Below are 23,701 nucleotides of genomic sequence, written 5' to 3' on the forward strand. Positions count from 1 at the left end.
CGCCGACCGCCCCGATTCCCCGTCCGCCCCGCCGACTCCATCCGGATCACCGGCCTCCGGACGGATTGGAGCAGACCATTCCCGCATGTCACCCTGTTTCGGGCGCTCCCCGCGAACGGCCTCGCGACGCCCCGATTACCCGCAACCAAACCCCGGGTCGGGCTCGTCTCCACGGGCGTGCCCTGACCATGATCGATAGACCGAGGACGCCGCTGTGGGCCTCACCAGCCTCAAACTGATAATCCTGCTGTGCCTCGTCACCGTCGCGGCGGCGTCGGCGGCCGTGTTCTTCTGGCCCAAGCTGTCCCGCCAGCACGTGGTGCCCATCCTGGGCCGGGTCGGCATCCTGCTGAGTACGCAGGTCCTGCTCCTGGCCACGGTCGCGGTGATCGGCAACCGATATTTCGTCTTCTATACGACCTGGGACGACCTGTTCGGGCGCACCGGCAAACCGGTCCTGAACTTCGGCGAGGCCGGTCCCGGCGACATGCCCAAACTGGTCAAGGAGAAGGGCACCGAGACGATAGACGTCCCGCAGGGGAGCAACCCCCAGGTCGCGGGCCAGATCATGCAGGTCGACCTGGTCGGACGACGCAGCGGGATGGGCACACCCGCGCTCGTCTACCTGCCGCCGCAATACTTCCAGGCCCAGTACAAGGACCGGCGCTTCCCCGTCGTGGTCACGCTCACCGGCTACCCCGGCAACGAGCGCAACCTGGTCACCCGGCTGGAGTTGCCCAAGATCGCCGCCAACGAGATCGCCGCCGGCCGGGTCCAGCCCACCATCTACGTGATGATGAAGCCCAGCGTCGGCCTCGACCGCGACACCGAGTGCACCGACGTGCCCGGCGGCCCGCAGGTCGGCATGTTCTTCAGCCAGGACCTGCCCGAGGCGATCAACCAGGCCTACCGCGTCGCCCCGGGACCGCGCGGCTGGGCCATGCTCGGCGACTCCACCGGCGGCTACTGCGCGGCCAAGCTGCCGATGCTCAACTCGGACCGGATCGGTGCGGGCGTCGCGCTCTCCGCCGACTACGGCGCCCCCTCCGACGGCGACACCGGCGACCTGTACGGCGGCAGCAAGGCCTACCGCAACCAGAACGACCTGCTGTGGCGGCTGAAGAACCTGCCCATGCCGCCCGTCAGCCTCCTGCTCACCAGCAGCGAGAGCGGCGAACCCAACCTCGCCGACACCCGGGAGTTCCAGAAACTGGCCAAGGCGCCGCTCAAGGTCGACACCCTGCTCCTGCCCACCGGCGGACACAACTTCAAGACCTGGCAGACGGTGCTGCCCGACGCGCTGCGCTGGCTGAGCGCGCAGCAAAAGAGCGACCACCCCAAGGAGCCGGGGCCGGTGGCCGCCTCGCCGTGACCGGCCGTGTCGCGGATCGCGCCCCTTGATTTCATCCGGCGCGGGCCGAAGGATCGGCACATGCCGACTTCCCACGCCCGCGCCGAACGCGCCGCGCTCGCCGAACTGCTGCGCGTCCTCGGACCCGACGCACCGACCCTGTGCGAGGGCTGGACCACCCGGGACCTCGCGGCCCACCTCGTGGTCCGCGAACGCCGCCCGGACTCCGGACCGGGCCTGGTCTTCAAGCCGCTCGCCGGATACACCGAACGGGTACGCCTGCGGCAGGCGGCCAAACCGTACGAGCAGAGCGTGCGCCTGGTCGCCGACGGGCCGCCGACACTGTCCGCCTTCGGCATCCCCGGCGTGGATGCGGCGGCCAACACGATGGAGTACTTCATCCACCTGGAGGACGTCCGGCGCGCCCAACCCGGCGGCGCCGAACCGCGCGAGCTGGATCCCGCGCTCACCGAGATCCTGTGGAAGCGCGCCAAGGGCTCCTCGCGGATCGCGCTGCGCCGAGTGCCGGTGGGGGTGGCGCTGCGCCGCACCGACACCGGCGCCGACGAGCCGGCCCAGCCGATCCACAAGGGCACCCCCGTGGTCACGCTGGCCGGACACCCGGCCGAACTGCTGCTGTACCTGTTCGGCCGCAAGGAGCACGCCCGGGTCGAGGCCACCGGCGACCCGGACGCGGTACAGGCGCTGCGCGCGGCCGATACCGGCCTGTGAACGCTCGCGCGGCCGGCCCGCGCGGGTCTGCGACAATGCGCGCATGACCGGTGCCTCCCACCCGCCCGCGCGGCCGTCCGACCTCGATCCGAGCATCGCCGCCCGCCTCAAGCGCGACCCCGACGGCCTGATCGCCGCCGTCGCCCAGGCGAGCGACACGGGCGAGGTGCTGATGGTCGGCTGGATGGACGACGAGGCGCTGCACCGCACGCTGACCACCGGCCGGTGCACCTATTGGAGCCGCAGCCGGCAGGAATACTGGGTCAAGGGCGACACCTCGGGCCACGTGCAAAAGGTGGTCTCGGCCGCCCTCGACTGCGACGGCGACGCGGTGCTCGTGCGGGTCGAGCAGACCGGCGCCGCGTGCCACACCGGTGCGCGCACCTGCTTCGACGCCGACGTCCTGCCGGTTACCTCCTGACCGTCCGCCTCCCGACCGTCCGCCCCGCCCGTCGCCTCGCGACCGTCCGGTCGCCGGACCGGTCCCCTCCGCCGACTCGCCGCCCGGGAGATTGCGCTCGCCATGACCACCGGAACCGTCACCCCCGACCCGGACACCTTCCGGGAACTCGCCCGCGACCGGCGCGTCATCCCCGTCACCCGGCGCTTTTTGGCCGACGGCGACACGCCCGTGGGGCTGTACCGCAAGCTCGCCGCCGAGCGGCCCGGCACCTTCCTGCTCGAATCCGCGGAGAACGGCCGCTCCTGGTCCCGCTATTCGTTCGTGGGCGTGCGCAGCGCGGCCATGCTCACCGAAGTGGCCGGGCGGGCCCGCTGGTTGGGCACCCCGCCGGTGGGCGTGCCGGTGGACGGCGACCCGCTGGAGGTGCTGCGGGCCACGATGGAGGCGCTGCACACCCCGCACGGCATCCCGGGCCTGGACCTGCCGCCGCTGACCGGCGGGATGGTCGGCTACCTCGGCTACGACATCGTGCGCCGGTTGGAACGGCTGCCCGAGTCGAGCGTGGACGACCTGCGCATCCCCGAGCTGATGATGTTCCTGGCCACCGACCTCGCGGTGCTCGACCACGTGGACGGCAGCGTGCTGCTGATCGCCAACGCGATCAACCACGACAACCGCGAGTCGGGCGTGGACGAGGCGTATCGGGCGGCGGTGGCCCGGCTGGACGCGATGACGGCGGACCTGGCCCGGCCGACCGGACTGGCCGCCGCGGCGTTCGAGCGGGCGGCGCCGGCCGAGGCGGTCGGCCCTTGGGGGTCGGCCGAATACCGCAAGGCGGTGGCCGCGGCCAAGGAGGAGATCCGGGCCGGCGAGGCGTTCCAGATCGTGCTCTCCCAGCGCTTCGAGATGCCCACCGAGGCCGGCGCGTTGGACGTGTACCGGATCCTGCGGGCGACCAACCCCAGCCCGTACATGTACCTGTTCCGGATGCCCGGCCCCGACGGCGGCGCCGAGGGCGGGTTCGACGTGGTCGGCTCCAGCCCCGAGGCGCTGGTCAAGGTCGAGGAGGGGCGGGCGATGGTGCACCCGATCGCGGGCACCCGCCATCGCGGTGCCACGCCCGCCGAGGACGCCGCACTCGCCGAGGAGTTGCTGGCCGACCCGAAGGAACGCGCCGAACACCTGATGCTCGTCGACCTGGGCCGCAACGACCTGGGCCGGGTCTGCGCGCCCGGCACGGTCGAGGTGGTCGACTTCATGTCGGTCGAGCGCTACAGCCACGTGATGCACATCGTGTCCACGGTGGTGGGCGAGTTGGCGCCGGGGCGTACCGCGCTCGACGTGTTCGCCGCGTGTTTCCCGGCGGGCACCCTGTCCGGCGCGCCCAAGCCGCGGGCGATGGAGATCATCGAGAACTTCGAGCCGACCCGGCGCGGGTTGTACGGCGGTTGTGTGGGCTACGTGGACTTCGCGGGGGACCTGGACACCGCGATCGCGATCCGCACTGCGCTGATCCGCGACGGTGTCGCCTACGTCCAGGCCGGCGCGGGTGTGGTCGCCGACTCGTCGCCGGAGGCCGAGGACGTGGAGTGCCGCAACAAGGCGGCGGCGGTGCTGCGCGCGGTGGCGATCGCGGCCACGCTGGCCCCGGCGCACGAGAGCCCGGCGTCCTGACGGAGGAGAGCGCTGTGGTGGGGCGCTCCGGTGGGGCGTGGACCCGACCCGGGTCAAGGCGCGGCGAGGCGTGGTTCATGCTGGATGCATGACCGACGCGAGGACCGAGGCCGGCGCGGCGCGCCGCGGCACCGAGACGGACGACCGATCGCCGGGCGGGGCGCCGACCGCCGAGGCGGCGGAACCCGAGGCCGGGGCGGCCGGGGCGGAAAGCGCCGCGGCCGAGACGGTGGATGTCGCCGTGCGGGAACGCAAGGCCGCTCGGCGCGAGTTGACTGCCGCGGTGTTGCTGGTTCTGGTCGGCGCGGGTGTCGTGCTCTCGGTGGCGGGGCGCACCTGGGCAGAGGGCACGGCGCTGGTGCACGGCTCGCACATCGCGGTGCACGCGAGCGGCAACACGATCAACAAGGCCACCTCGGCGCTCGCGCTGCTCGGGCTTGCGGGCGGTCTCGCGATCCTCGCGACCCGGACCGTCGGCCGCACGCTGATCGGCGCGCTGATCGCGCTGGCGGGGGCCGGGGTCACCGTGCTGGCCGTACAGGGCGCGCGCGACACCTCGGCGGTGGACGGCGAGGCGGCGAAGAAGGCGGCCGTCGAGGGTGTGCGGGCGGTGGACGTGAGCCACGCGGTCTGGCCGTGGTTCGCGGCCGTGGGCGGTGTGCTGATCGTGCTGGCCGGGCTCTTCGTGGTGATCCGCGGGCGGCGCTGGCCCGGAATGTCCAACCGCTACGAGGCGCCGGCGGGGCGGGGGGTCGCGGCCCGGCGGCGTACCGCGACCAACGCGGACCTGTGGAACGCGTTGGACCGGGGCGAGGACCCCACGCGCTGAGCACTGCTCCCGGCGGGTGACAATAAGAATCGCGCGGGTGCGACCCGCGCGCTTACGCGTGTGCAGTTCGATGTGAAGCCGAAGGAGTCGATCGATGTCGTCGCAAGCCGGAAACCACGGCAGCACCCCCGCGGCCTGGACCGTGACCATACTGGCGCTGATCGGTTGCACCGTCTCGGGTGTCGCGATGATCGCGGCCAACGTGATGCTTTTCTGGGTCGGGGCCGCGGTGGTGTTGGTCGGCTGCATCGCCGGTGCGGGGATGCGGATGGGTGGGCTTGGGGCTGCGCCCGCGCGTCGCTGACGCCGCCGCGCTCGGGCCGTGCGGCGGCCTTTGGCCTCATGCGCCGTGGCCTCAAGCGCCGGCCGGGCTGGGTGGCCTCAAGCGCCGGCCGGGCTGAGTGGCCTCAAGCGCCGGCCGGGCTGAGTGGCCTCAAGCGCCGGCCGGGCTGAGTGGCCTCAAGCGCCGGCCGGGCTGGGTGGCCTCAAGCGCCGGCCGGGCTGAGTGGGCTCCAGCGCTGGTTGGGGTGCTTGGGCTTGGGTGCCGGCCGGGCTGGGTGGCCTCAAGCGCCGGCCGGGCTGAGTGGGCTCCAGCGCCGGTCGGGTGCTTGGGCTTGGGTGTCGGCCGGGGTGCTTGGCTTCAAGTAGGTCGGGGTGCTTGGGCTTGGGTGCCGGGCGGGTTGGGTGGCCTTGAGCGTCGGCCGGGCCGGTTGGGCTCCGGTGTCGGTCGGGGTGCTTGGGTCGAGGGCTGCGCCGGGCGGGTTGTTTGGGGTTGTGGGCCGGTGGTTGGTGGGTGGGTTTTCGGGTGGTGGTGGGTGGCTTGTTCTAGGGTTGGCTTGTCGGCCTAGGGGGGAAAGTGGCGTACGGCTACCCGGGGGCTCCCGGTAATGGGGATCGGGCGCGGGAGTGGAGTGCGCCGCCTCGGCCGTTCGGGCATTCGGTGCCGCCCTATGGACCGCCCACCACGCCGCCGCCCGCCGGGCCGCCGCCGGGGGCGCCGGACAACTACCTTGCCTGGGCGGTCGTGGCGACCGTGTTCTGTTGTTTTCTGGCCGGGGTTCCGGCGTTGCTCGCGGCGACCAGCGTGAATGAGCGGTGGCAGCGCGGCGACGTGGCGGGGGCCCGGCTCGCCTCGCTGCGGGCGCGCAACTGGACGATCGGGACCGTCCTGCTCGGGGTGATCTTCTGGACCACCTGGATGGTCGGCGTCTTCCTGCTGGGCTGGAAAGACACGCTGGGTGACCTGTGATGGCACCCGCCGACGGCACAATGAGTCCGTGAGCATGCCCGCCCGCCCCGCGCCGGCCACCGGATTCCGGATGCGCAACCTGGGGCTTCCGGCCACGAGTCTGGCGGTGCTCGCGGCCGCCACCACCTATGTGGGCCTGGTGGATCCGCGCGAGAGCGGCCACTACCCGTCCTGCCCCTACCTGGTGATCACCGGCCTGGCCTGTCCCGGCTGCGGGGGGCTGCGCTGTGTGCACGCGCTCACCCACCTCGACCTGCCGGCGGCGCTGGGCTACAACGCGCTGGCGGTCGCGCTCTTCCCGCTGATCGGGTGGTTGTGGCTGCGCTGGGCGGTGCGTACCGCGCGCGGCGAGCCGCGGCGCACATTGGCCGATCCTCGGTGGTTGCGGGCGCTGCTGGCCGTCGTACTGGTCTTCTGGATCGTTCGCGACCTGCCGTTCGGCGCGGGGCTCGCCCCCTGACACACAGTGATCGGCGGCGGTTTCGCGAGCCGGACCGTGCGCACGGGGCGACCGTGCGACGCCGTATGCTGCCCCCACCTCTTCGGCGGTGCGATGTGTCGGGTCTGTTCGAATCGGCCTATACCATCGAAGGGCCGGGGGAGCAGGTTCTCCGGACGAACGAGGGGATGTAGGGCGTGACTGTGCTCGACGAGATCATCGACGGTGTCAACGCCGACCTCGCCGAACGACAGGCCCGCGTATCCCTTGACGAGATCAAGGAACTCGCGGCCCAGGCGCCGGCGCCCCGCGACGCGGAGAGCATCCTGCGCGGCGACGGCATCGCCGTCATCGCCGAGGTCAAGCGCTCCAGCCCCTCCAAGGGCGCGCTCGCCGCGATCGCCGACCCGGCGGGCCTCGCCGCCGACTACGAGTCCGGCGGCGCCTCCGTGATCAGCGTGCTCACCGAGCAGCGCCGCTTCGGCGGCTCGCTCGACGACCTCGACGCGGTCCGCGCCGCGGTCGACATCCCGGTCCTGCGCAAGGACTTCATGGTGACGAGCTATCAGCTGTGGGAGGCCCGCGCGCACGGCGCCGACGTCGCCCTGCTGATCGTCGCGGCCCTGGAGCAGAACGCGCTGATCTCGTTGATCGAGCGCTCCCGCTCGATCGGTCTCACCACCATCGTGGAGGTCCACGACGAGGAGGAGACCGCCCGCGCGCTCGACGCCGGCGCCACCGTGATCGGGGTCAACGCGCGCAACCTCAAGACCCTCGAGGTGGACCGCAACAACTTCGCCCGGATCGCCCCGCTGATCCCGGACACCTGCGTGCGCATCGCCGAGTCCGGCGTGCGCGGCCCGCACGACCTGATCGCCTACGCCAACAACGGCGCCGACGCCGTCCTGGTCGGCGAGTCGCTGGTCACCGGGCGCGACCCGCGCAGCTCGGTCGCCGACCTGGTCGCCGCCGGCGCCCACCCGGCGATCCGGCACGGGCGCGGCTGAGGGCGCGGGCACGATGAGCATGGACCCGCGACTGGCCCGGGGCTGCAAGCCCCGCGGCTGTCGCGCGCCCGCCCGCCGGGTGCGTGGCCGCCGCGTGCGGTACGTGATCGGCTGCGAGCCCGGCCAGGTGCCGGGCAGCCGATGGCGCCGACACGTTTCCTGACCCACCCGTCAGCAACGTGCCGTCCCACGGCATGCCACACCGACAAGGACCCCGCATGTCCAGCACTGCCCAACTGCCGGATCCCTCCGGCCACTTCGGCGTCTTCGGCGGGCGGTTCCTGCCCGAGGCGCTGATCGCCGCCCTCGACGAGCTGACCGCCGCCTACGACAAGGCCAAGGACGACCCGCAGTTCCAGGCCGAGTTCACCGGCCTGCTGCGCGACTACGCCGGTCGCCCGAGCATCATCACCGAGGCGCCCCGCTTCGCCGAGCACGCCGGTGGCGCGCGGATCATCCTCAAACGCGAGGGCCTCAACCACACCGGCTCGCACAAGATCAACAACGTGCTCGGCCAGGCCATCCTGACCAAGCGCATGGGCAAGACCCGGGTGATCGCCGAGACCGGAGCCGGCCAGCACGGCGTGGCCACCGCCACCGCGTGCGCGCTGCTCGGCCTCGAGTGTGTCGTCTACATGGGTGAACTCGACACCCAGCGCCAAGCGCTCAACGTGGCCCGGATGCGGGTGCTCGGCGCCGAGGTGATCCCGGTGGCGATCGGCTCGCGCACCCTCAAGGACGCGATCAACGAGGCGCTGCGCGACTGGGTCGCCAACGTCGACACCACCCACTACCTCCTCGGCACCGCGGCCGGCGCGCACCCCTTCCCGGCGATGGTCCGCGACTTCGTCCGGGTGATCTCGGTCGAGGCCCGGCAGCAGGTGCTCGACCTGACCGGGAAGCTGCCCGACGCCGTCTGCGCGTGTGTCGGCGGCGGCTCCAACGCGATCGGCGCCTTCCACGCGTTCATCCCCGACGAGGGCGTGCGGCTCTACGGCTTCGAGGCGGGTGGCGACGGCGTGGAGACCGGACGGCACGCCGCCTCGATCACCGGCGGCTCGATCGGCGTACTGCACGGCGCGCGCACCTACCTGCTCCAGGACGAGTACGGGCAGACGCAGGAGTCGCACTCGATCTCGGCCGGCCTGGACTACCCGGCCGTCGGGCCCGAGCACGCCTGGCTGCACCAGACCGGCCGGGCGATCTACCGGCCGATCGACGACGCCCCCGCGATGGAGGCGTTCCGGCTGCTGTGCCGCACCGAGGGCATCATCCCGGCGATCGAATCGGCGCACGCCCTCGCCGGCGCGATCGAGGTCGGGCGCGAACTCGGCCCCGACGCGACCATCCTGGTCAACCTCTCCGGGCGCGGTGACAAGGACATGCACACCGCCGCCAAGTACTTCGATCTCCTCGACGCGGAAGCGGAGCAGTCGTGACCGGCACCGGTACCACCACCAGGCTCACCGAGGTGCTGGCCGCGGCCCGCGCGGACAACCGCGCCGCGCTGGTCGGATACCTCCCGGCGGGCTACCCCTCCGTCGAGGGCTCCGCCGCCGCGATGCGCGCGATGGTCGAGGGCGGCTGCGACATCATCGAGGTCGGCCTGCCGTACAGCGACCCGCAGATGGACGGGCCCGTCATCCAGCGCGCCGTCGAACACGCGCTGGCGCACGGCACCAACACCCACCACGTGATCGACAACGTGCGCGCGGTCGCCGAGACCGGCGCCGCCACGCTGGTGATGTCCTACTGGAACCCGATCGAGCGCTACGGCGTCGAGCGGTTCGCGAGCGAGTTGGCCGCGGCCGGCGGCAGCGGGGTGATCACCCCCGACCTGATCCCGGACGAGGCACACGAGTGGATCGCCGCCACCGACCGCCACCGGCTGGACCGGATCTTCCTGGTCGCGCTGTCCTCCTCCGACGAGCGCATCGCCTACACCACCCGACACTGCGGCGGCTTCGTCTACGCCGCCTCGGTGATGGGCGTCACCGGCGCCCGCGCCTCGGTGAGCACGCTCGCGGGCGACCTGGTCGCACGCACGCGCGCCACCACCGATCTGCCGGTGTGCGTGGGCCTGGGCGTCTCCACCGCCGCCCAGGCGGCCGAGGTGGCCGGCTACGCCGACGGTGTCATCGTCGGCTCCGCGTTCGTCCGCGCCCTCCTGGACGCGCCGAACGAACAGGCCGGCCTGGACGCCGTCCGCGCCCTGGCCGGCGAACTCGCCGAGGGCGTCCGCAAGCGCTGACCGCCCCCGAAGCTCTCATCCCGTGTAAAAACCCAACAAAATGAGCACCGGCTGACCGACGGCCGCCGCAGCACTCCAGCGGCGGCCGTCGGCATGCCGCGTGCCATCCACTCCAACCCCCATCGGAGGAACCCGCGTTGAGCGCCAAGACCAGGACCAACCGAACGCCCGTCATCCTCGCCGTCGTCGGCGTGTTCGTGGTCGCGGTGCTGGCCGCCGTCCTGGGCGTCGTGCTCACCACGGGCAACGAGAGCAAGAGCGAGGACTCCGGCCCCGCGGCACAGCCGACCGGCGCCAAGGCGGCCATCCGCGACGTCGACCTCGCGAGCCTGCCCGCCGCCGTGCGGGCCGACGGCACCATCCGCGTCGGCGGCGACGCGGCCCCGGTCACCGTCACCGTGTACGAGGACTTCCGCTGCCCCTTCTGCAAGCGCTTCGAGGCCAACTTCGGCCCCCTGCTCGCCGACTACATCCAGGCCGGGAAGATCAAGGTCGACTACCACATCGCGTCCTTCCTGGACGGCAAGCTCGGCGGCACCGGATCGGTCAAGGCCGCCAACGCCGCGCGCTGCTCGGTCGACGCCGGCAGGTTCGCCGCGTACCACGCCGTGCTGTTCAAGAACCAGCCCGACGAGTCCGAGGACGGCTACACCGCCGGCCGCCTTCTGGACCTGGCCGGCCAGGTCCAGGGCCTGCGCGGCGAGACCTTCGACGCGTGCGTGAACACCGACGCCAACGCCGCCTGGGTGAGCGCCTCCGAGAGCACGTTCGAACTCTCCGGCGTCTCCGCCACGCCCGCGATCGCCGTCGACGGAAAAATTCTGGACTCCGGGAACTCGGCCATGCGTTCGCCCGACAACCTTCGTGAACTGCTCGACCAACGCCTGGGGAACCCCGGGAGTGGTAAGGCGGCGCTCGGACAGGAACCTCAGGCGCCTTCGGCCGGTTAGACAGGACATGTGCCGGTCCGGGTGCGGGGGACCAGTGGACCGGCCGTCCCTGAACCTCACCCGTCGTGACGGAGGTCAGACCGTGGGAAGCAAGACGATCGAGCCGGCGGCCGAGCGATGAGCGCGACGGCCGGCCCGACCGGGGCGAGAGCGGCAGGCCCGACCGGGGCGCGAGGGGCGGGCCCGCTCGCGGGTCTGCGGCCGTACGTACCGTGGATCGGCCTCGCCGCCCGGCTCGGCCTGGCCTTCGTCTGGGCGTACGCCGGCTGGGAGAAGGCACTCGACCCCGACCAGGCCGCCTACGCGGTCCGCGGCTACGACGTGCTGCCCGACGGCCTGGTCGACCCCGTCGGCTACGCCCTGCCCTACCTGGAACTGGGCCTGGCCCTGCTCCTGGTGCTCGGCCTGGGCACCCGGCTCGTCGCGTCCCTGTCCGCGCTGCTCCTGCTCGTGTTCATCGCGGGCATCGCCCAGGCGTGGGCGCGCGGCCTGGCGATCGACTGCGGCTGCTTCGGCGGCGGCGGTCCGGTCGAGCCGGACAAGACCGCGTATCTCGAGGAGATCCTGCGGGACTGCGGCTTCCTGCTGCTCGCGATCTGGCTGATCGTCTTCCCTCGCACCCGGCTGTCCGCCGACGCCTGGCTGTTCCCGGAGGAACCGCCCTACGACGAGGACTTCGAGGACGAGGACGACGAGGACGCCGACGAGGACGAGGCGCACACGGTGGCGGACGAGCACCGCGGGGACGCGAACCGGAACCCCGGAACCCGGGAACTGAAAGGCCCTGAGATCACGTGAGCTCGAAGAATTCGGCAGGCAAGCGCACCGCGCGCGAGCGGATGGCCCAGGAGCGCGCCCGCCAGGAGGCGGCCGCCAAGCGCAAGCGGATGTTGATCATCGCCGGCGCCGTCGTGGCCGTCCTCGCGGTCGTCGCCATCATCGGCGTGGTCGTCGGCACGTCCAAGACCAACAAGAAGAAGGGGCCCTGGAAGGACGCGCTCGCCCAGCCCGCGAGCGCCCCGCCCAACCTGTCCGCGGACGGCCTGGGCGTCCCGGTCGGCAGCAACCCCAACGCCCCCTCGCTGATCATGTACGAGGACTTCCGCTGCCCGATCTGCCACGAGGTGGAGAAGGCGCTCGGCCCCACCCTGCGGCAGATGGCCGACGCCGGCACGATCAAGATCGACTACCACATCGCCTCGTTCCTGGACGGCAAGCTCGGCGGCAACGGCTCCAAGTACGCGGCCAACGCGGCCGGGTGCGCGCAGACCGCGGGCAAGTTCGCGCCGTACCACGACACGCTCTTCGCGAACCAGCCGGACGAGTTGAACGACAAGTTCGGCAACCGGTCCTATCTGCTCGACCTCGCGAGCAAGGTCGACGGCCTGCGCTCGCCGACCTTCGACCGGTGCGTGAACGACCTGAGCTACGCCGGGTGGGTGAACAACGTCGAGGATGCGTTCCAGCACGCCAAGATCGGTGACACCCCCGTCACCGGCACCCCGACCGCCGGCATCAACGGCAAGACCATCGACCTGATCGTCAAGGGCCGCGGCCTGGCCACCCCCGACGAGGTGCGCGCGCAGATCCTGGCGGCGATCAAGTAGTCACCGTCCGTCGCCGCACGAGCGGGCGCGACCCCGAAATCCCCGGGATCGCGCCCGTTCGCACGTGCCCGCCGGCACACGTATCCCCCCGCACCCGGTAGCGTCGTACCCGCCATGGACCTCGCATTCATTCCCAGCCCCTCGCGCGGACAGATCGACCTCGGTCCGATCCCGCTGCGCGGCTACGCGCTGTGCATCATCCTCGGTGTCGTCCTCGCGATCTGGCTCGGCGAGCGCCGCTGGGTCGCCCGCGGCGGTCGCGCCGGCACGGTCGGCGACATCGCCGTGTGGATGGTGCCCTTCGGCCTCGTCGGAGGCCGCCTCTACCACGTCGTCACCACGCCGGAGCCGTACTTCGGCGACGGCGGCGACCCCATGCAGGCGTTCGCCGTCTGGAAGGGCGGCCTCGGCATCTGGGGGGCGATCGCGCTCGGCGCGGTGGGCGCCTGGATCGGCTGCCGGCGCCGGGGCATCCCGTTGCCCGCGCTGGCCGATGCGCTCGCCCCGGGCATTGTGCTCGCCCAGGCGGTGGGCCGCTGGGGCAACTGGTTCAACCAGGAGCTCTACGGCCGCGAGAGCGACGTGCCGTGGGCGGTGAAGATCGACGGCGACCACAACGTGATCGACCCCGGCCAGAGCGGCACCTTCCACCCGACGTTCCTGTACGAGTCGTTGTGGTGCATCGGCGTCGCCGCGCTGGTGATCTGGGCCGACCGCCGCTTCAGGCTCGGCCACGGCCGGGCGTTCGCGCTCTACGTCGCGGGCTACACGGTGGGCCGGTTCTGGATCGAATACATGCGCGTCGACGACGCCGAACACGTGCTCGGCATGCGGCTGAACAACTGGACGGCGATCCTCGTCTTCGCCGGCGCCCTCGTCTACATCTGGGTCTCGGCCCGCAAGCACCCCGGCCGCGAGGCCCCGGAGACGCTGCGCGGACACGACCCCGAGGGCGGGGACGACGCGGAGGCGGTCGGGACGGACGCGGACGCGAAGACGGTCGATGCGGATGCGGATGCGGTCGACGCGGACGCGGAGCAGACCGACGCGGACGCGAAGAACGCCGCCGTCGACCTCGGGAAGTCCGACCGCCCCGTCGACGCCGACGCGGACCCGGACGCGGCGGCGACCGACGCCGAGCCCGGCCCGGACGACGCCGGGGAACACGCCGGCTCCGGCCCGCGCAAGGCCGCCGACAAGGGCTGACCGACCCACGCCGAAGGCTGTCCGAACCCGCACCCACCTGCGGGTTCGGACAGCCTTTCCTGGCCGGCGGCACCCGGCGGCGAACCGGTAGCGTCGTGGCCCCAGCGTGACGAGAGGGCCGAACGAACCGTGAAGACCAGCCACATAGCCGCCGAGGTGCCCGACCCCGCCCCGGAGCTCGGACACCAGGACGGCATCGACCACACCCACCGCGACATCGGCGGCGGCTGGCTGCGCCCGGCCGTGTTCGGCGCGATGGACGGACTGGTCTCCAACTTCGCGCTCATCTCCGGCATCGTCGGCAGCGACGCGACCCCCAGGACCGTGGTGGTCACCGGCCTTGCCGGACTGGCCGGCGGCGCCTTCTCGATGGCGGCGGGGGAGTACACCTCGGTCGCCTCGCAGGCCGAACTGGCCCGCGCCGAGGTCGAGGTCGAACGCCGCGAGCTGTGCCGCAGCCCCGAGGCCGAACAGCGCGAGCTGGCCGAGCTGTACATCGCCCGCGGCCTGGACGAGGACCTGGCCGTCGAGGTGGCCCGGCAGCTGTCCCGCGACCCCGAGCTGGCCCTGGAGATCCACGCCCGCGAGGAACTGGGCGTCGACCCGCACGACCTGCCTTCGCCGTGGCTGGCGGCCGGCTCCTCGTTCGCCTTCTTCGCCATCGGCGCGCTGCTCCCGCTGCTGCCGTACCTGCTCGGGGCGACCACGCTCGCGCCCGCGCTGGTCCTGACCGCCCTCGGCCTGTTCGGCGCCGGCGCCGTGGTCTCCCGGGTCACCGCCCGGCCGTGGTGGTTCGGCGGAACCCGTCAGTTGGTACTCGGCGCGGCGGCGGGCGGACTGACCTACCTGCTCGGCCTGCTGATCGGCCGACAGGTATGAGAGGCACCCGCGACGTGAACGCGGCGTGATGCGTCCGTAACCTGCGCGTAGCCCGGCGACCCCACCCGGAAACCAATCGCCATAACGGTCCGAGACATGCGGTTTCGTCGCCCGGATGGTCGGGAATGAGCCACCCGATATGCCAAGGCGACCGGCGCGGCGCAGCGCTCGAAGGCCGGGCCGAATCATCCTGGTGACCGCATGGTGAGACGGGTTTGTCCCGGGTTCCGGATAGACGTACTGATCGTGTAACCTGCACGAAATCGCAGAGGGCCAACGTCGTCCCTGTTGCGCACCACACGCCACGACGACGACGGGAGCGCCCATGCCTCCTGCCATGCCCGCATCCTCGGGCCCCCTCTTCTCCGCGATTCCCGCGGCCCAGGGGTTGTACGACCCCCGTAACGAGCACGACGCCTGCGGTGTCGGATTCGTGGCCACGCTCACCGGCGAGCCCAGCCACGACATCGTCGACCAGGCGCTGACCGTCCTGCGCAACATGGAACACCGCGGCGCCACCGGCGCCGAGCCCGACACCGGCGACGGCGCGGGCATCCTGATCCAGGTCCCCGACGCCTTCCTGCGCGAGACGGCCGGCTTCGCGCTGCCCGCCGCCGGTGGCTACGCGGTCGGCATCGCCTTCCTGCCCGACGACGACGTGCACGCGGGCCGCGCCAAGTCCTCCATCGAGCGCATCGCCGCCGAGGAGAACCTGCGCGTGCTCGGCTGGCGCGAGGTGCCCACCACGCCCGGCCTCGTCGGCAACGGCGCCCGCGCCACGATGCCGCGCTTCGCCCAACTGTTCGTGGCCGGCGTCGACGACACCGTCACCGGCATCGCCCTCGACCGGCTCGCCTTCGCGCTGCGCAAGCGCGCCGAGCGCGAGGTCGAGGTCTACTTCGCCTCGCTGTCCGCGCGCACCCTGGTCTACAAGGGCATGCTCACCACGGGACAGCTGGAGCCGTTCTTCCCCGACCTGTCGGACCGGCGCCTGGCGTCCGCGATCGGCCTCGTGCACTCGCGGTTCTCCACCAACACCTTCCCGGCCTGGCCGCTCGCCCACCCGTACCGCTTCATCGCGCACAACGGCGAGATCAACACGGTCAAGGGCAACCGCAACTGGATGGCCGCGCGCGAGTCCATGCTCGCCACCGACCTCATCCCCGGCGACCTCAGCCGGCTGTACCCGATCTGCACGCCCGACGCATCCGACTCGGCGTCCTTCGACGAGGTCCTGGAACTGCTCCACCTCGGCGGCCGGCCGCTGCCGCACGCCGTGCTGATGATGATCCCCGAGGCGTGGGAGAACCACGCCACGATGGACGACGCCCGGCGCGCCTTCTACAAGTTCCACGCCACCGTGATGGAGCCGTGGGACGGCCCGGCCTGCGTCACCTTCACCGACGGCAGCCTCATCGGCGCCGTCCTGGACCGCAACGGCCTGCGGCCCTCGCGCTACTGGGTCACCGACGACGGCCTGGTCGTGCTCTCCTCCGAGGTCGGCGTCCTGGACATCGACCCCGCCCGGATCGTGCGCAAGGGCCGGCTCCAGCCCGGCCGGATGTTCCTGGTCGACACCGAGGCCCGGCGGATCGTCGAGGACGACGAGATCAAGACCGCGCTCGCCGCCGAACACCCCTACCAGGAATGGCTGCACGGCGGCCTGATCAACCTGGAGGACCTGCCCGAGCGCGAACACGTCGTGCACACGCACGCCTCCGTCTCGCGCCGCCAGCAGACCTTCGGCTACACCGAGGAAGAACTCCGCGTCATCCTCGCGCCGATGGCCCGCGCCGGCGGCGAACCGCTCGGCTCGATGGGCACCGACAGCCCCATCGCCGCGCTCTCCACCAAGCCCCGACTGCTGTTCGACTACTTCGTCCAGCTCTTCGCCCAGGTCACCAACCCGCCGCTGGACGCGATCCGGGAAGAACTGGTCACCGCGCTCGGCAGCTTCGTCGGCCCCGAGGGCAACCTCCTCGACGCCCAACCCGCCGACTGCCGCAACGTCGTCCTGCCCTTCCCGGTGCTGGACAACGACGAACTCGCCAAGCTCATCCACATCAACCTCGACGGCGACCAGCCCGGCCTCAAGGCCGTCACCATCTCCGGGCTCTACCCGGTCGACGGCGGCGGCGCCGCGCTCGCCAAGCGGCTCGAGGAGATCCGTGCCGAGGCCACCCGCGCGATCGCCGACGGCGCCCGCATCGTGGTGCTGTCCGACCGCCACTCCGACGCCGAACACGCGCCGATCCCCTCGCTGCTGCTCACCTCCGCCGTCCACCACCACCTGATCCGGACCAAGACCCGGACCCGGGTCGGACTGATCGTCGAGGCCGGCGACGTCCGCGAGGTGCACCACGTCGCGCTGCTCATCGGCTACGGCGCGGCCGCCGTCAACCCCTACCTGGCCATGGAATCCGTCGAGGACCTGGTCCGCGAGGGCGTCTTCCTCAGCGACATCGCCCCCGAACAGGCGATCCGCAACCTGATCAAGGCGCTCGGCAAGGGCGTGCTCAAGGTGATGTCCAAGATGGGCATCTCCACCGTCGCCTCCTACCGCGGCGCCCAGGTGTTCGAAGCCATCGGCCTCGCCGAGGACTTCGTCGCCGAATACTTCACCGGCACCACCAGCAAGCTCGGCGGCATCGGCCTCGACATCGTCGCCGAGGAGGTCGCCCGCCGGCACGCCAAGGCCTACCCGCCCACCGGCATCGCACCCTCGCACCGCCGGCTGGAGATAGGCGGCGAGTACCAGTGGCGCCGCGAGGGTGAACCGCACCTGTTCGACCCGGAGACCGTCTTCCGGCTCCAACACTCCACCCGCACCCGCCGCTACGACATCTTCAAGAAGTACACCGCGCGCGTGGACGAGCAGTCCAAGCGACTGATGACGCTGCGCGGCCTGTTCGGCTTCCGCGACGGCGTGCGCGAGCCCGTCCCGATCGACGAGGTCGAACCGGTCTCCGAGATCGTCAAGCGGTTCTCCACCGGCGCGATGTCCTACGGCTCCATCTCGATGGAGGCGCACCAGACGCTCGCCATCGCGATGAACCGGCTCGGCGGCAAGTCCAACACCGGCGAAGGCGGCGAGGACCCCGAGCGGCTCCACGACCCCGAGCGGCGCTCGGCGATCAAGCAGGTCGCCTCCGGGCGCTTCGGCGTCACCAGCGAATACCTGGTCAACGCCGACGACATCCAGATCAAGATGGCCCAGGGCGCCAAGCCCGGCGAAGGCGGCCAACTGCCCGGGCACAAGGTGTACCCGTGGGTCGCCCGCACCCGCCACTCCACCCCCGGCGTCGGCCTCATCTCCCCGCCGCCGCACCACGACATCTACTCCATCGAAGACCTCGCCCAACTCATCCACGACCTCAAGAACGCCAACCCCGCGGCCCGAGTGCACGTCAAGCTCGTCGCCGAGGTCGGCGTCGGCACGGTCGCGGCAGGCGTGTCCAAGGCGCACGCCGACGTGGTGCTCATCTCCGGGCACGACGGCGGCACCGGCGCCTCACCGCTCACCTCGCTCAAGCACGCGGGCGGCCCCTGGGAACTCGGCCTCGCCGAGACCCAGCAGACGCTGCTGCTCAACGGCCTGCGCGACCGCATCGTGGTGCAGACCGACGGCCAGCTCAAGACCGGGCGCGACGTGCTCGTCGCGGCACTGCTCGGCGCCGAGGAATACGGCTTCGCCACCGCGCCGCTCGTGGTCTCCGGCTGCGTGATGATGCGCGTGTGCCACCTCGACACCTGCCCCGTCGGCGTCGCCACGCAAAACCCCGTGCTGCGCGAGCGGTACAACGGCCAGGCCGACCACGTGGTCAACTTCTTCGAGTTCATCGCCGAGGAAGTGCGCGAACTGCTCGCCGAACTCGGCTTCCGCACCCTGGAAGAGGCCGTCGGCCACGCCGAACTCCTGGACACCGCCGCGGCGATCGAACACTGGAAGGCCGAAGGGCTCGACCTCACGCCGCTGTTCCACGTGCCCGCGCTCCCCGAGGGCGCCGCACTGCACCGCACCGGCCCCCAGGACCACGGGCTGGCCAAGGCGCTGGACAACCAGCTCATCCAGCTCAGCGCCGACGCCCTGGAACGCGGCGAGAAGGTCGTCATCAACCTGCCGGTGCAAAACACCAACCGCACCGTCGGCACGATGCTCGGCCACCAGGTCACCAAGCGCTACCGCGGCGCCGGACTGCCCGACGACACCATCGACATCACACTCACCGGCTCCGCCGGCCAGTCGTTCGGCGCGTTCGTGCCCAAGGGCATCACCCTGCGGCTCGAAGGCGACGGCAACGACTACGTCGGCAAGGGCCTGTCCGGCGGCCGGATCATCGTCCGCCCCCACCGCGCCGCGACCTTCGCCGCCGAGGACAACATCATCGCCGGCAACGTGATCGGCTACGGCGCCACCGGCGGCGAGATCTACCTGCGCGGCGTCGTCGGCGAACGCTTCTGCGTGCGCAACTCCGGCGCCACCGCCGTCGTCGAGGGCGTCGGCGACCACGGCTGCGAATACATGACCGGCGGCCGAGCCGTCGTCCTCGGCCGCATCGGCCGCAACTTCGCGGCCGGCATGTCGGGCGGCATCGCCTATCTCCTCGACGCCGACCCGAACAACATCAACACCGAACTCGTGGGCATCGAGAACCTCGACGCCACCGACCGCGCCGAACTGCACGACGTTGTGCGCCGGCACCACGAGGAGACCGGCTCGGCCGTCGCCGAAGCCCTGCTCTCCGACTGGGACGCCGCCTCCCGGCGCTTCACCAAGATCCTGCCCAGGGACTACAAGGCAGTGCTCGCCGCCAAGGACGCCGCCGAGCGAGCCGGTCTCCCCGAGACCGAGATCGTCCAGAAGATGATGGAGGCGGTTCATGGCTGACCCGAAGGGCTTTTTGACCACGCCCCAACAGCTCGGCACGCGGCGCCCCGTCGACGTGCGCATCCGGGACTGGAAGGAGGTGTACGAGGAGCGCACACTGCTCCCGATCATCACCGAACAGGCCGGCCGCTGCATGGACTGCGGCATTCCGTTCTGCCACAACGGCTGCCCGCTGGGGAACATCATCCCCGAGTGGAACGACCTGGTCTGGCGCGACGACTGGCAGGCCGCGAGCGAACGCCTGCACGCCACCAACAACTTCCCGGAGTTCACCGGGCGGTTGTGCCCCGCGCCATGCGAGGCCGCGTGCGTGCTCGGCATCAACCAGGCGCCGGTCACCATCAAGAACGTCGAGGTCTCGATCATCGACCGGGCGTGGGACGACAACAACGTCGCCCCGCAGCCGCCCGACCGGCTCTCCGGCAAGACCGTCGCGGTGATCGGCTCCGGCCCCGCCGGCCTCGCCGTCGCCCAGCAGCTCACCCGGGCCGGGCACACCGTGGCCGTCTACGAGCGGGCCGACCGGATCGGCGGACTGCTGCGCTATGGCATCCCCGAATTCAAGATGGAGAAGCGGCACATCAACCGGCGCATCGAACAGATGCGCGCGGAAGGCACCAAGTTCTACACCGGCATGCAGATCGGCACCGACCTGGATGCGGCCAAGCTGCGCCGGCGCTACGACGCGGTGGTGATCGCGGCCGGCGCCACCGCCGCGCGTGACCTGCCGATCCCCGGACGCGAGTTCGGCGGCGTGCACCAGGCGATGGAATACCTGCCGTTCGCCAACAAGGTGCAGGAGGGCGACCTCGTCGCCTCGCCGATCGACGTGGCCGGGAAGCACGTGGTGATCATCGGCGGCGGCGACACCGGCGCCGACTGCCTGGGCACCGCGCACCGCCAGGGCGCGGCCTCGGTCACCCAGCTGGAGATCATGCCCCGGCCCTCGGAGGAGCGGCCCGCCGCGCAGCCGTGGCCGACCTACCCGATGACCTATCGGGTGGCCAGCGCGCACGAGGAGGGCGGCGAGCGCGTCTACGCCGTCAACACGCAGGAGTTCGTCGGCGGCGCGGACGGGCGGGTCAGGGCGCTCAAGCTGGTCGAGGTGGTGTTCGAGGACGGCCGCTTCGTACCGGTGCCCGGCAGCGAGCGGGAGATCCCGGCCGACTTCGTCTTCCTGGCGATGGGCTTCACCGGGACCGACCGCTCCAACGGGCTGGTCGAGCAGCTGGGCCTGGCCCTGGATGAGCGCGGCAACGTGGCGCGCGACGAGGCGTTCGCGACCAACGTCGACGGCGTGTTCGTGGCCGGCGACGCCGGACGCGGGCAGTCGCTGATCGTCTGGGCGATCGCCGAGGGCCGCTCGTGCGCGGCGGCGGTGGACGGCTGGCTGACCGGCGGGACCAACCTGCCGGCGCCGATCCGGCCGACCGATCGACCGCTCACGGTGTGACGCAGCGCGACCGCACGGGTCGGGATTGAATATGTGACGAAAGTCGCGTGAACGAGAAAGGGCGCCGCCGTTGCGGCGCCCTTTCCGCATGCCGGAAAAGCGCCATATACCGGACGCGGGTACGGCTTACCCGGCGGTAGGAACTAGGCTTTGGGACCATGCGTCGAGCCAAAATTGTCTGCACCCTGGGTCCTGCCACAAATTCGTATGAACAGATCCGCACGCTGGTCGACGCAGGCATGGATGTAGCCCGCTTCAACCTCAGCCACGGCGCGTACGCCGAGCACGAGGAGCGTTATCACCGCGTCCGTCGGGCATCCGACGAAACCGGTCGCAGCGTCGGCATCCTCGTCGACCTCCAGGGCCCGAAGATCCGCCTGGAGACCTTCGCCGAAGGCCCCGTGCTCCTGGAGCGCGGCGACGAGTTCACGATCACGACCGAGGACGTCCCCGGCGACAAGCACGAGGTCGGCACCACCTACAAGGGGCTGACCGCCGACGTCACCAAGGGCGAGCGGATCCTGATCGACGACGGCCGGGTCACCCTGGAGGTCGTCGACGTCGAGGGCCCGCGCGTACACACGATCGTCATCGAGGGCGGGATGGTCTCCGACCACAAGGGGCTCAACCTGCCCGGCGTGGCGGTGAGCGTCCCCGCGCTGTCCGAGAAGGACATCGAGGACCTCAAGTGGGGCCTCGCGCTCGGTGCGGACATGATCGCGCTGTCGTTCGTGCGTGCCGCGAGGGACATCGAGGACGTCCACAAGATCATGGACGAGGTCGGTGTCCGGCTGCCGGTGATCGCCAAGATCGAGAAGCCGCAGGCGGTGGACAACCTCGAGGAGATCGTCCACGCCTTCGACGCCATCATGGTCGCCCGCGGCGACCTGGGCGTCGAGATGCCGCTGGAGGCCGTGCCGATCGTGCAAAAGCGCGCGATCACGCTGGCCCGGGCCAACGCCAAGCCCGTCATCGTCGCCACCCAGATGCTCGACTCGATGATCAGCGCCTCGCGTCCCACCCGGGCCGAGGCATCCGACGTCGCCAACGCCGTCCTGGACGGCACCGACGCGGTGATGCTCTCGGGCGAGACCTCGGTGGGCAAGTATCCGATCGAGACCGTCAAGACCATGGCGCGGATCGTGGTCGCGGCGGAGGACTCCACCGCGATGCAGGAGGAGATCCGCACCATCGCCGGCCCGCGCACACAGGGCGGGGTGATCGCGAAGGCCGCGATCGAGATCGCCGAGCGGCTCGACGCCAAATACCTGGTCGCGTTCACCCAGAGCGGCGACACGGGTCGCCGGCTGTCGCGCTACCGCTCGATGATCCCGATGCTGGCCTTCACCCCGGAGCCGGCGGTGCGCAGCCGGCTGGCCCTCACCTGGGGCCTGGAGACCTTCCTCGGCCCGCTGTGCAGCCACACCGACGAGATGGTCCGCCAGGTGGACGCGGCCCTGCTGGCCATCGGCCGCTGCAAGAAGGGCGACCTGGTCGTCATCACGGCCGGCTCCCCGCCCGGCGTCCCCGGCTCCACCAACCTGATCCGCCTGCACCACATAGGGGATCTCCCGGCCGAGTAGCACTCGTCCGCGATCGCCGGCACCGATGGCTCGTCACCCGCCCCGGCGGATGACGAGCCATCAGTATTTCGGCCCCACGTGCTCATCCATGAGCGCGACGGAGGCCCGACGGGCGACGGAGAGATTGTTCCGCCGAGCGAACTTCCACTCGACACCGAGTTTGTCCAGCGTTGTTGTGAGGATCCGCATGATGTCCGCGGACTCGTTGGTGAAGAGGTAGCGGGGATACTCATAGTGCTTGCGCTTACCCGCGACCACGCGGGTGGTCCAGTTCGTGACCCGACACCCATCGGAGTGAATCAACCCACGCACGAGCGCCCACGGCTCGCCCCGAACGATGTCCCGCTGCCAGGACTCCAACACGATCTCCCGCTCATGCTTCCGCCCGGCCCCGTGCTGGGGAAACAGACACGGCCAATGCTTCCAGAGCGACGTGACCATGTGACAGCCCTGACGAGGCACACGAAAGACATTGCTGCCGGGGCGAACCGCACGCATCGCCGCCTCGCACTCGTCCATCAGACAGGGCCAGGCGTCTCCACAGGCGATCCGCAGCCCGTACACACCTTTCGCGTAGCCGCTGAGGCAGCCGTCGCCCAGATAGAGGCCGAGCAGATAGGCGTAGTTCCGGCCAGGTGCCGGCGCGGTGGGGATTCCGATGCAGCGAACACAGCCCGTGGGCCGCGCCGGGTCGACGCGGACTCGCCATGACCGCATGGCGGCACGAGAGATCCCGGTTTCCCTGCTCACCGAGTTCGGACTGCGCCCACCATCGAGGAGCCGGAGTGCCGCCAGGCGCGTCGTCGTGTCGTACATGCGCGCGGGCCATCAGTATTTGGGACCGACATGTCGGTCCATGAGCGCGACGGAGGCACGGCGGGCGACGGACAGAAGGTTCCGGCGGGCGAATTTCCACTCGACACCGAGTTCGTCCAGGGTTGTCGTGAGGATGCGCATGATGTCCGTGGATTCGTTGGCGAAGAGGTAGCGCGGGTATGGGGGTTCCGCAGGATATGGCCGTCTCCGAGGTACAGACCGAGGAGGTAGGAGTATGCGTGGCGATCGACCTCGGTGCCGCGGCAACGAAAGCACGAGGCACCGCGTGGTGCGGGAAGTTCGCCGTGACGAAAGCGTTCCATGTGCAGCCAGCAACCTACGGTCCCTGACGGGACGCGCAGCCTTCTCGCGACCTCGGCGTTG

At 71.1% G+C, this 23,701-nt stretch carries 21 protein-coding genes and 1 pseudogene; 20 read left to right on the forward strand and 2 right to left on the reverse strand.

What is annotated here, in order from left to right:
• The first annotated feature begins 214 nt into the window (after positions 1-214).
• The 20 genes from ACWGR4_RS19025 (at position 215) to pyk (ending at position 22,501) form a co-directional block, all read left to right on the forward strand.
• Positions 215-1,372: an alpha/beta hydrolase gene (locus ACWGR4_RS19025; RefSeq protein WP_380011442.1), complete on the forward strand. Its 1,158-nt coding sequence runs from the start codon at positions 215-217 to the stop codon at positions 1,370-1,372.
• A gap of 60 nt (positions 1,373-1,432) precedes the next feature.
• Positions 1,433-2,083: a TIGR03085 family metal-binding protein gene (locus tag ACWGR4_RS19030; RefSeq protein WP_452131008.1), complete on the forward strand. Its 651-nt coding sequence runs from the start codon at positions 1,433-1,435 to the stop codon at positions 2,081-2,083.
• A gap of 43 nt (positions 2,084-2,126) precedes the next feature.
• Positions 2,127-2,504: a phosphoribosyl-AMP cyclohydrolase gene (hisI, locus tag ACWGR4_RS19035; RefSeq protein ID WP_380011436.1), complete on the forward strand. Its 378-nt coding sequence runs from the start codon at positions 2,127-2,129 to the stop codon at positions 2,502-2,504.
• Positions 2,505-2,606: 102 nt separating this feature from the next.
• Complete coding sequence (locus tag ACWGR4_RS19040; protein ID WP_380011433.1) at positions 2,607-4,160, forward strand: anthranilate synthase component I; 1,554 nt, start codon at positions 2,607-2,609, stop codon at positions 4,158-4,160.
• Positions 4,161-4,248: 88 nt separating this feature from the next.
• On the forward strand, positions 4,249-4,989 hold the full coding sequence (locus ACWGR4_RS19045; protein ID WP_452131009.1) for a TIGR02234 family membrane protein: 741 nt from the start codon (positions 4,249-4,251) through the stop codon (positions 4,987-4,989).
• A 94-nt stretch (positions 4,990-5,083) separates the two neighbouring features.
• Positions 5,084-5,293, forward strand: a complete 210-nt coding sequence (locus tag ACWGR4_RS19050) for an HGxxPAAW family protein (protein WP_078977628.1) — start codon at positions 5,084-5,086, stop codon at positions 5,291-5,293.
• A gap of 636 nt (positions 5,294-5,929) precedes the next feature.
• Positions 5,930-6,238, forward strand: a complete 309-nt coding sequence (locus ACWGR4_RS19055) for a CD225/dispanin family protein (RefSeq protein ID WP_078977629.1) — start codon at positions 5,930-5,932, stop codon at positions 6,236-6,238.
• Positions 6,239-6,272: 34 nt separating this feature from the next.
• On the forward strand, positions 6,273-6,698 hold the full coding sequence (locus tag ACWGR4_RS19060; RefSeq protein ID WP_380011473.1) for a DUF2752 domain-containing protein: 426 nt from the start codon (positions 6,273-6,275) through the stop codon (positions 6,696-6,698).
• A 176-nt stretch (positions 6,699-6,874) separates the two neighbouring features.
• A complete protein-coding gene (trpC, locus tag ACWGR4_RS19065) occupies positions 6,875-7,684 on the forward strand; it encodes an indole-3-glycerol phosphate synthase TrpC (RefSeq protein ID WP_380011426.1) in 810 nt (269 codons plus the stop codon).
• 13 nt (positions 7,685-7,697) lie between these two features.
• The gene (trpM, locus tag ACWGR4_RS19070) at positions 7,698-7,847 is read left to right on the forward strand and encodes a tryptophan biosynthesis modulator TrpM (protein ID WP_380030666.1); all 150 of its coding nucleotides are present in this window, start codon (positions 7,698-7,700) and stop codon (positions 7,845-7,847) included.
• Positions 7,848-7,902: 55 nt separating this feature from the next.
• Positions 7,903-9,123, forward strand: coding sequence for a tryptophan synthase subunit beta (gene trpB / locus ACWGR4_RS19075; RefSeq protein ID WP_452134219.1), 1,221 nt, complete (start codon positions 7,903-7,905; stop codon positions 9,121-9,123).
• Positions 9,120-9,935, forward strand: coding sequence for a tryptophan synthase subunit alpha (gene trpA / locus ACWGR4_RS19080; RefSeq protein ID WP_380030668.1), 816 nt, complete (start codon positions 9,120-9,122; stop codon positions 9,933-9,935). Before trpB ends, trpA begins: the two co-directional genes overlap by 4 nt.
• A gap of 137 nt (positions 9,936-10,072) precedes the next feature.
• Complete coding sequence (locus ACWGR4_RS19085; RefSeq protein WP_452131011.1) at positions 10,073-10,885, forward strand: DsbA family protein; 813 nt, start codon at positions 10,073-10,075, stop codon at positions 10,883-10,885.
• Positions 10,886-11,002: 117 nt separating this feature from the next.
• A complete protein-coding gene (locus tag ACWGR4_RS19090; protein ID WP_452131012.1) occupies positions 11,003-11,683 on the forward strand; it encodes a MauE/DoxX family redox-associated membrane protein in 681 nt (226 codons plus the stop codon).
• Positions 11,680-12,492 carry a DsbA family protein gene (locus ACWGR4_RS19095; protein WP_452131013.1) on the forward strand — a complete coding sequence of 271 codons (813 nt, stop codon included), beginning with the start codon at positions 11,680-11,682 and terminating at the stop codon, positions 12,490-12,492. Before ACWGR4_RS19090 ends, ACWGR4_RS19095 begins: the two co-directional genes overlap by 4 nt.
• A 114-nt stretch (positions 12,493-12,606) precedes the next feature.
• A complete protein-coding gene (lgt, locus tag ACWGR4_RS19100; RefSeq protein ID WP_452134220.1) occupies positions 12,607-13,698 on the forward strand; it encodes a prolipoprotein diacylglyceryl transferase in 1,092 nt (363 codons plus the stop codon).
• Positions 13,699-13,854: 156 nt separating this feature from the next.
• Positions 13,855-14,577, forward strand: coding sequence for a VIT1/CCC1 transporter family protein (locus tag ACWGR4_RS19105; protein WP_452131998.1), 723 nt, complete (start codon positions 13,855-13,857; stop codon positions 14,575-14,577).
• 337 nt (positions 14,578-14,914) lie between these two features.
• The gene (gene gltB / locus ACWGR4_RS19110; protein WP_452131997.1) at positions 14,915-19,465 is read left to right on the forward strand and encodes a glutamate synthase large subunit; all 4,551 of its coding nucleotides are present in this window, start codon (positions 14,915-14,917) and stop codon (positions 19,463-19,465) included.
• Positions 19,458-20,918 carry a glutamate synthase subunit beta gene (locus ACWGR4_RS19115; protein WP_380011400.1) on the forward strand — a complete coding sequence of 487 codons (1,461 nt, stop codon included), beginning with the start codon at positions 19,458-19,460 and terminating at the stop codon, positions 20,916-20,918. Before gltB ends, ACWGR4_RS19115 begins: the two co-directional genes overlap by 8 nt.
• 158 nt (positions 20,919-21,076) lie before the next feature.
• On the forward strand, positions 21,077-22,501 hold the full coding sequence (gene pyk / locus ACWGR4_RS19120) for a pyruvate kinase (protein WP_380011397.1): 1,425 nt from the start codon (positions 21,077-21,079) through the stop codon (positions 22,499-22,501).
• 60 nt (positions 22,502-22,561) lie between these two features.
• Here the strand turns inward: pyk and ACWGR4_RS19125 are convergent, their stop codons facing one another.
• Both ACWGR4_RS19125 and ACWGR4_RS19130 read right to left on the reverse strand, forming a co-directional pair.
• A complete protein-coding gene (locus tag ACWGR4_RS19125) occupies positions 22,562-23,317 on the reverse strand; it encodes a transcriptional regulator (RefSeq protein ID WP_452131996.1) in 756 nt (251 codons plus the stop codon).
• A gap of 12 nt (positions 23,318-23,329) precedes the next feature.
• A pseudogene (locus ACWGR4_RS19130) lies at positions 23,330-23,497 on the reverse strand (helix-turn-helix domain-containing protein); the annotation flags it as partial.
• Positions 23,498-23,701 lie beyond the last annotated feature (204 nt).

It is taken from the genome of Embleya sp. NPDC055664, assembly GCF_053618075.1.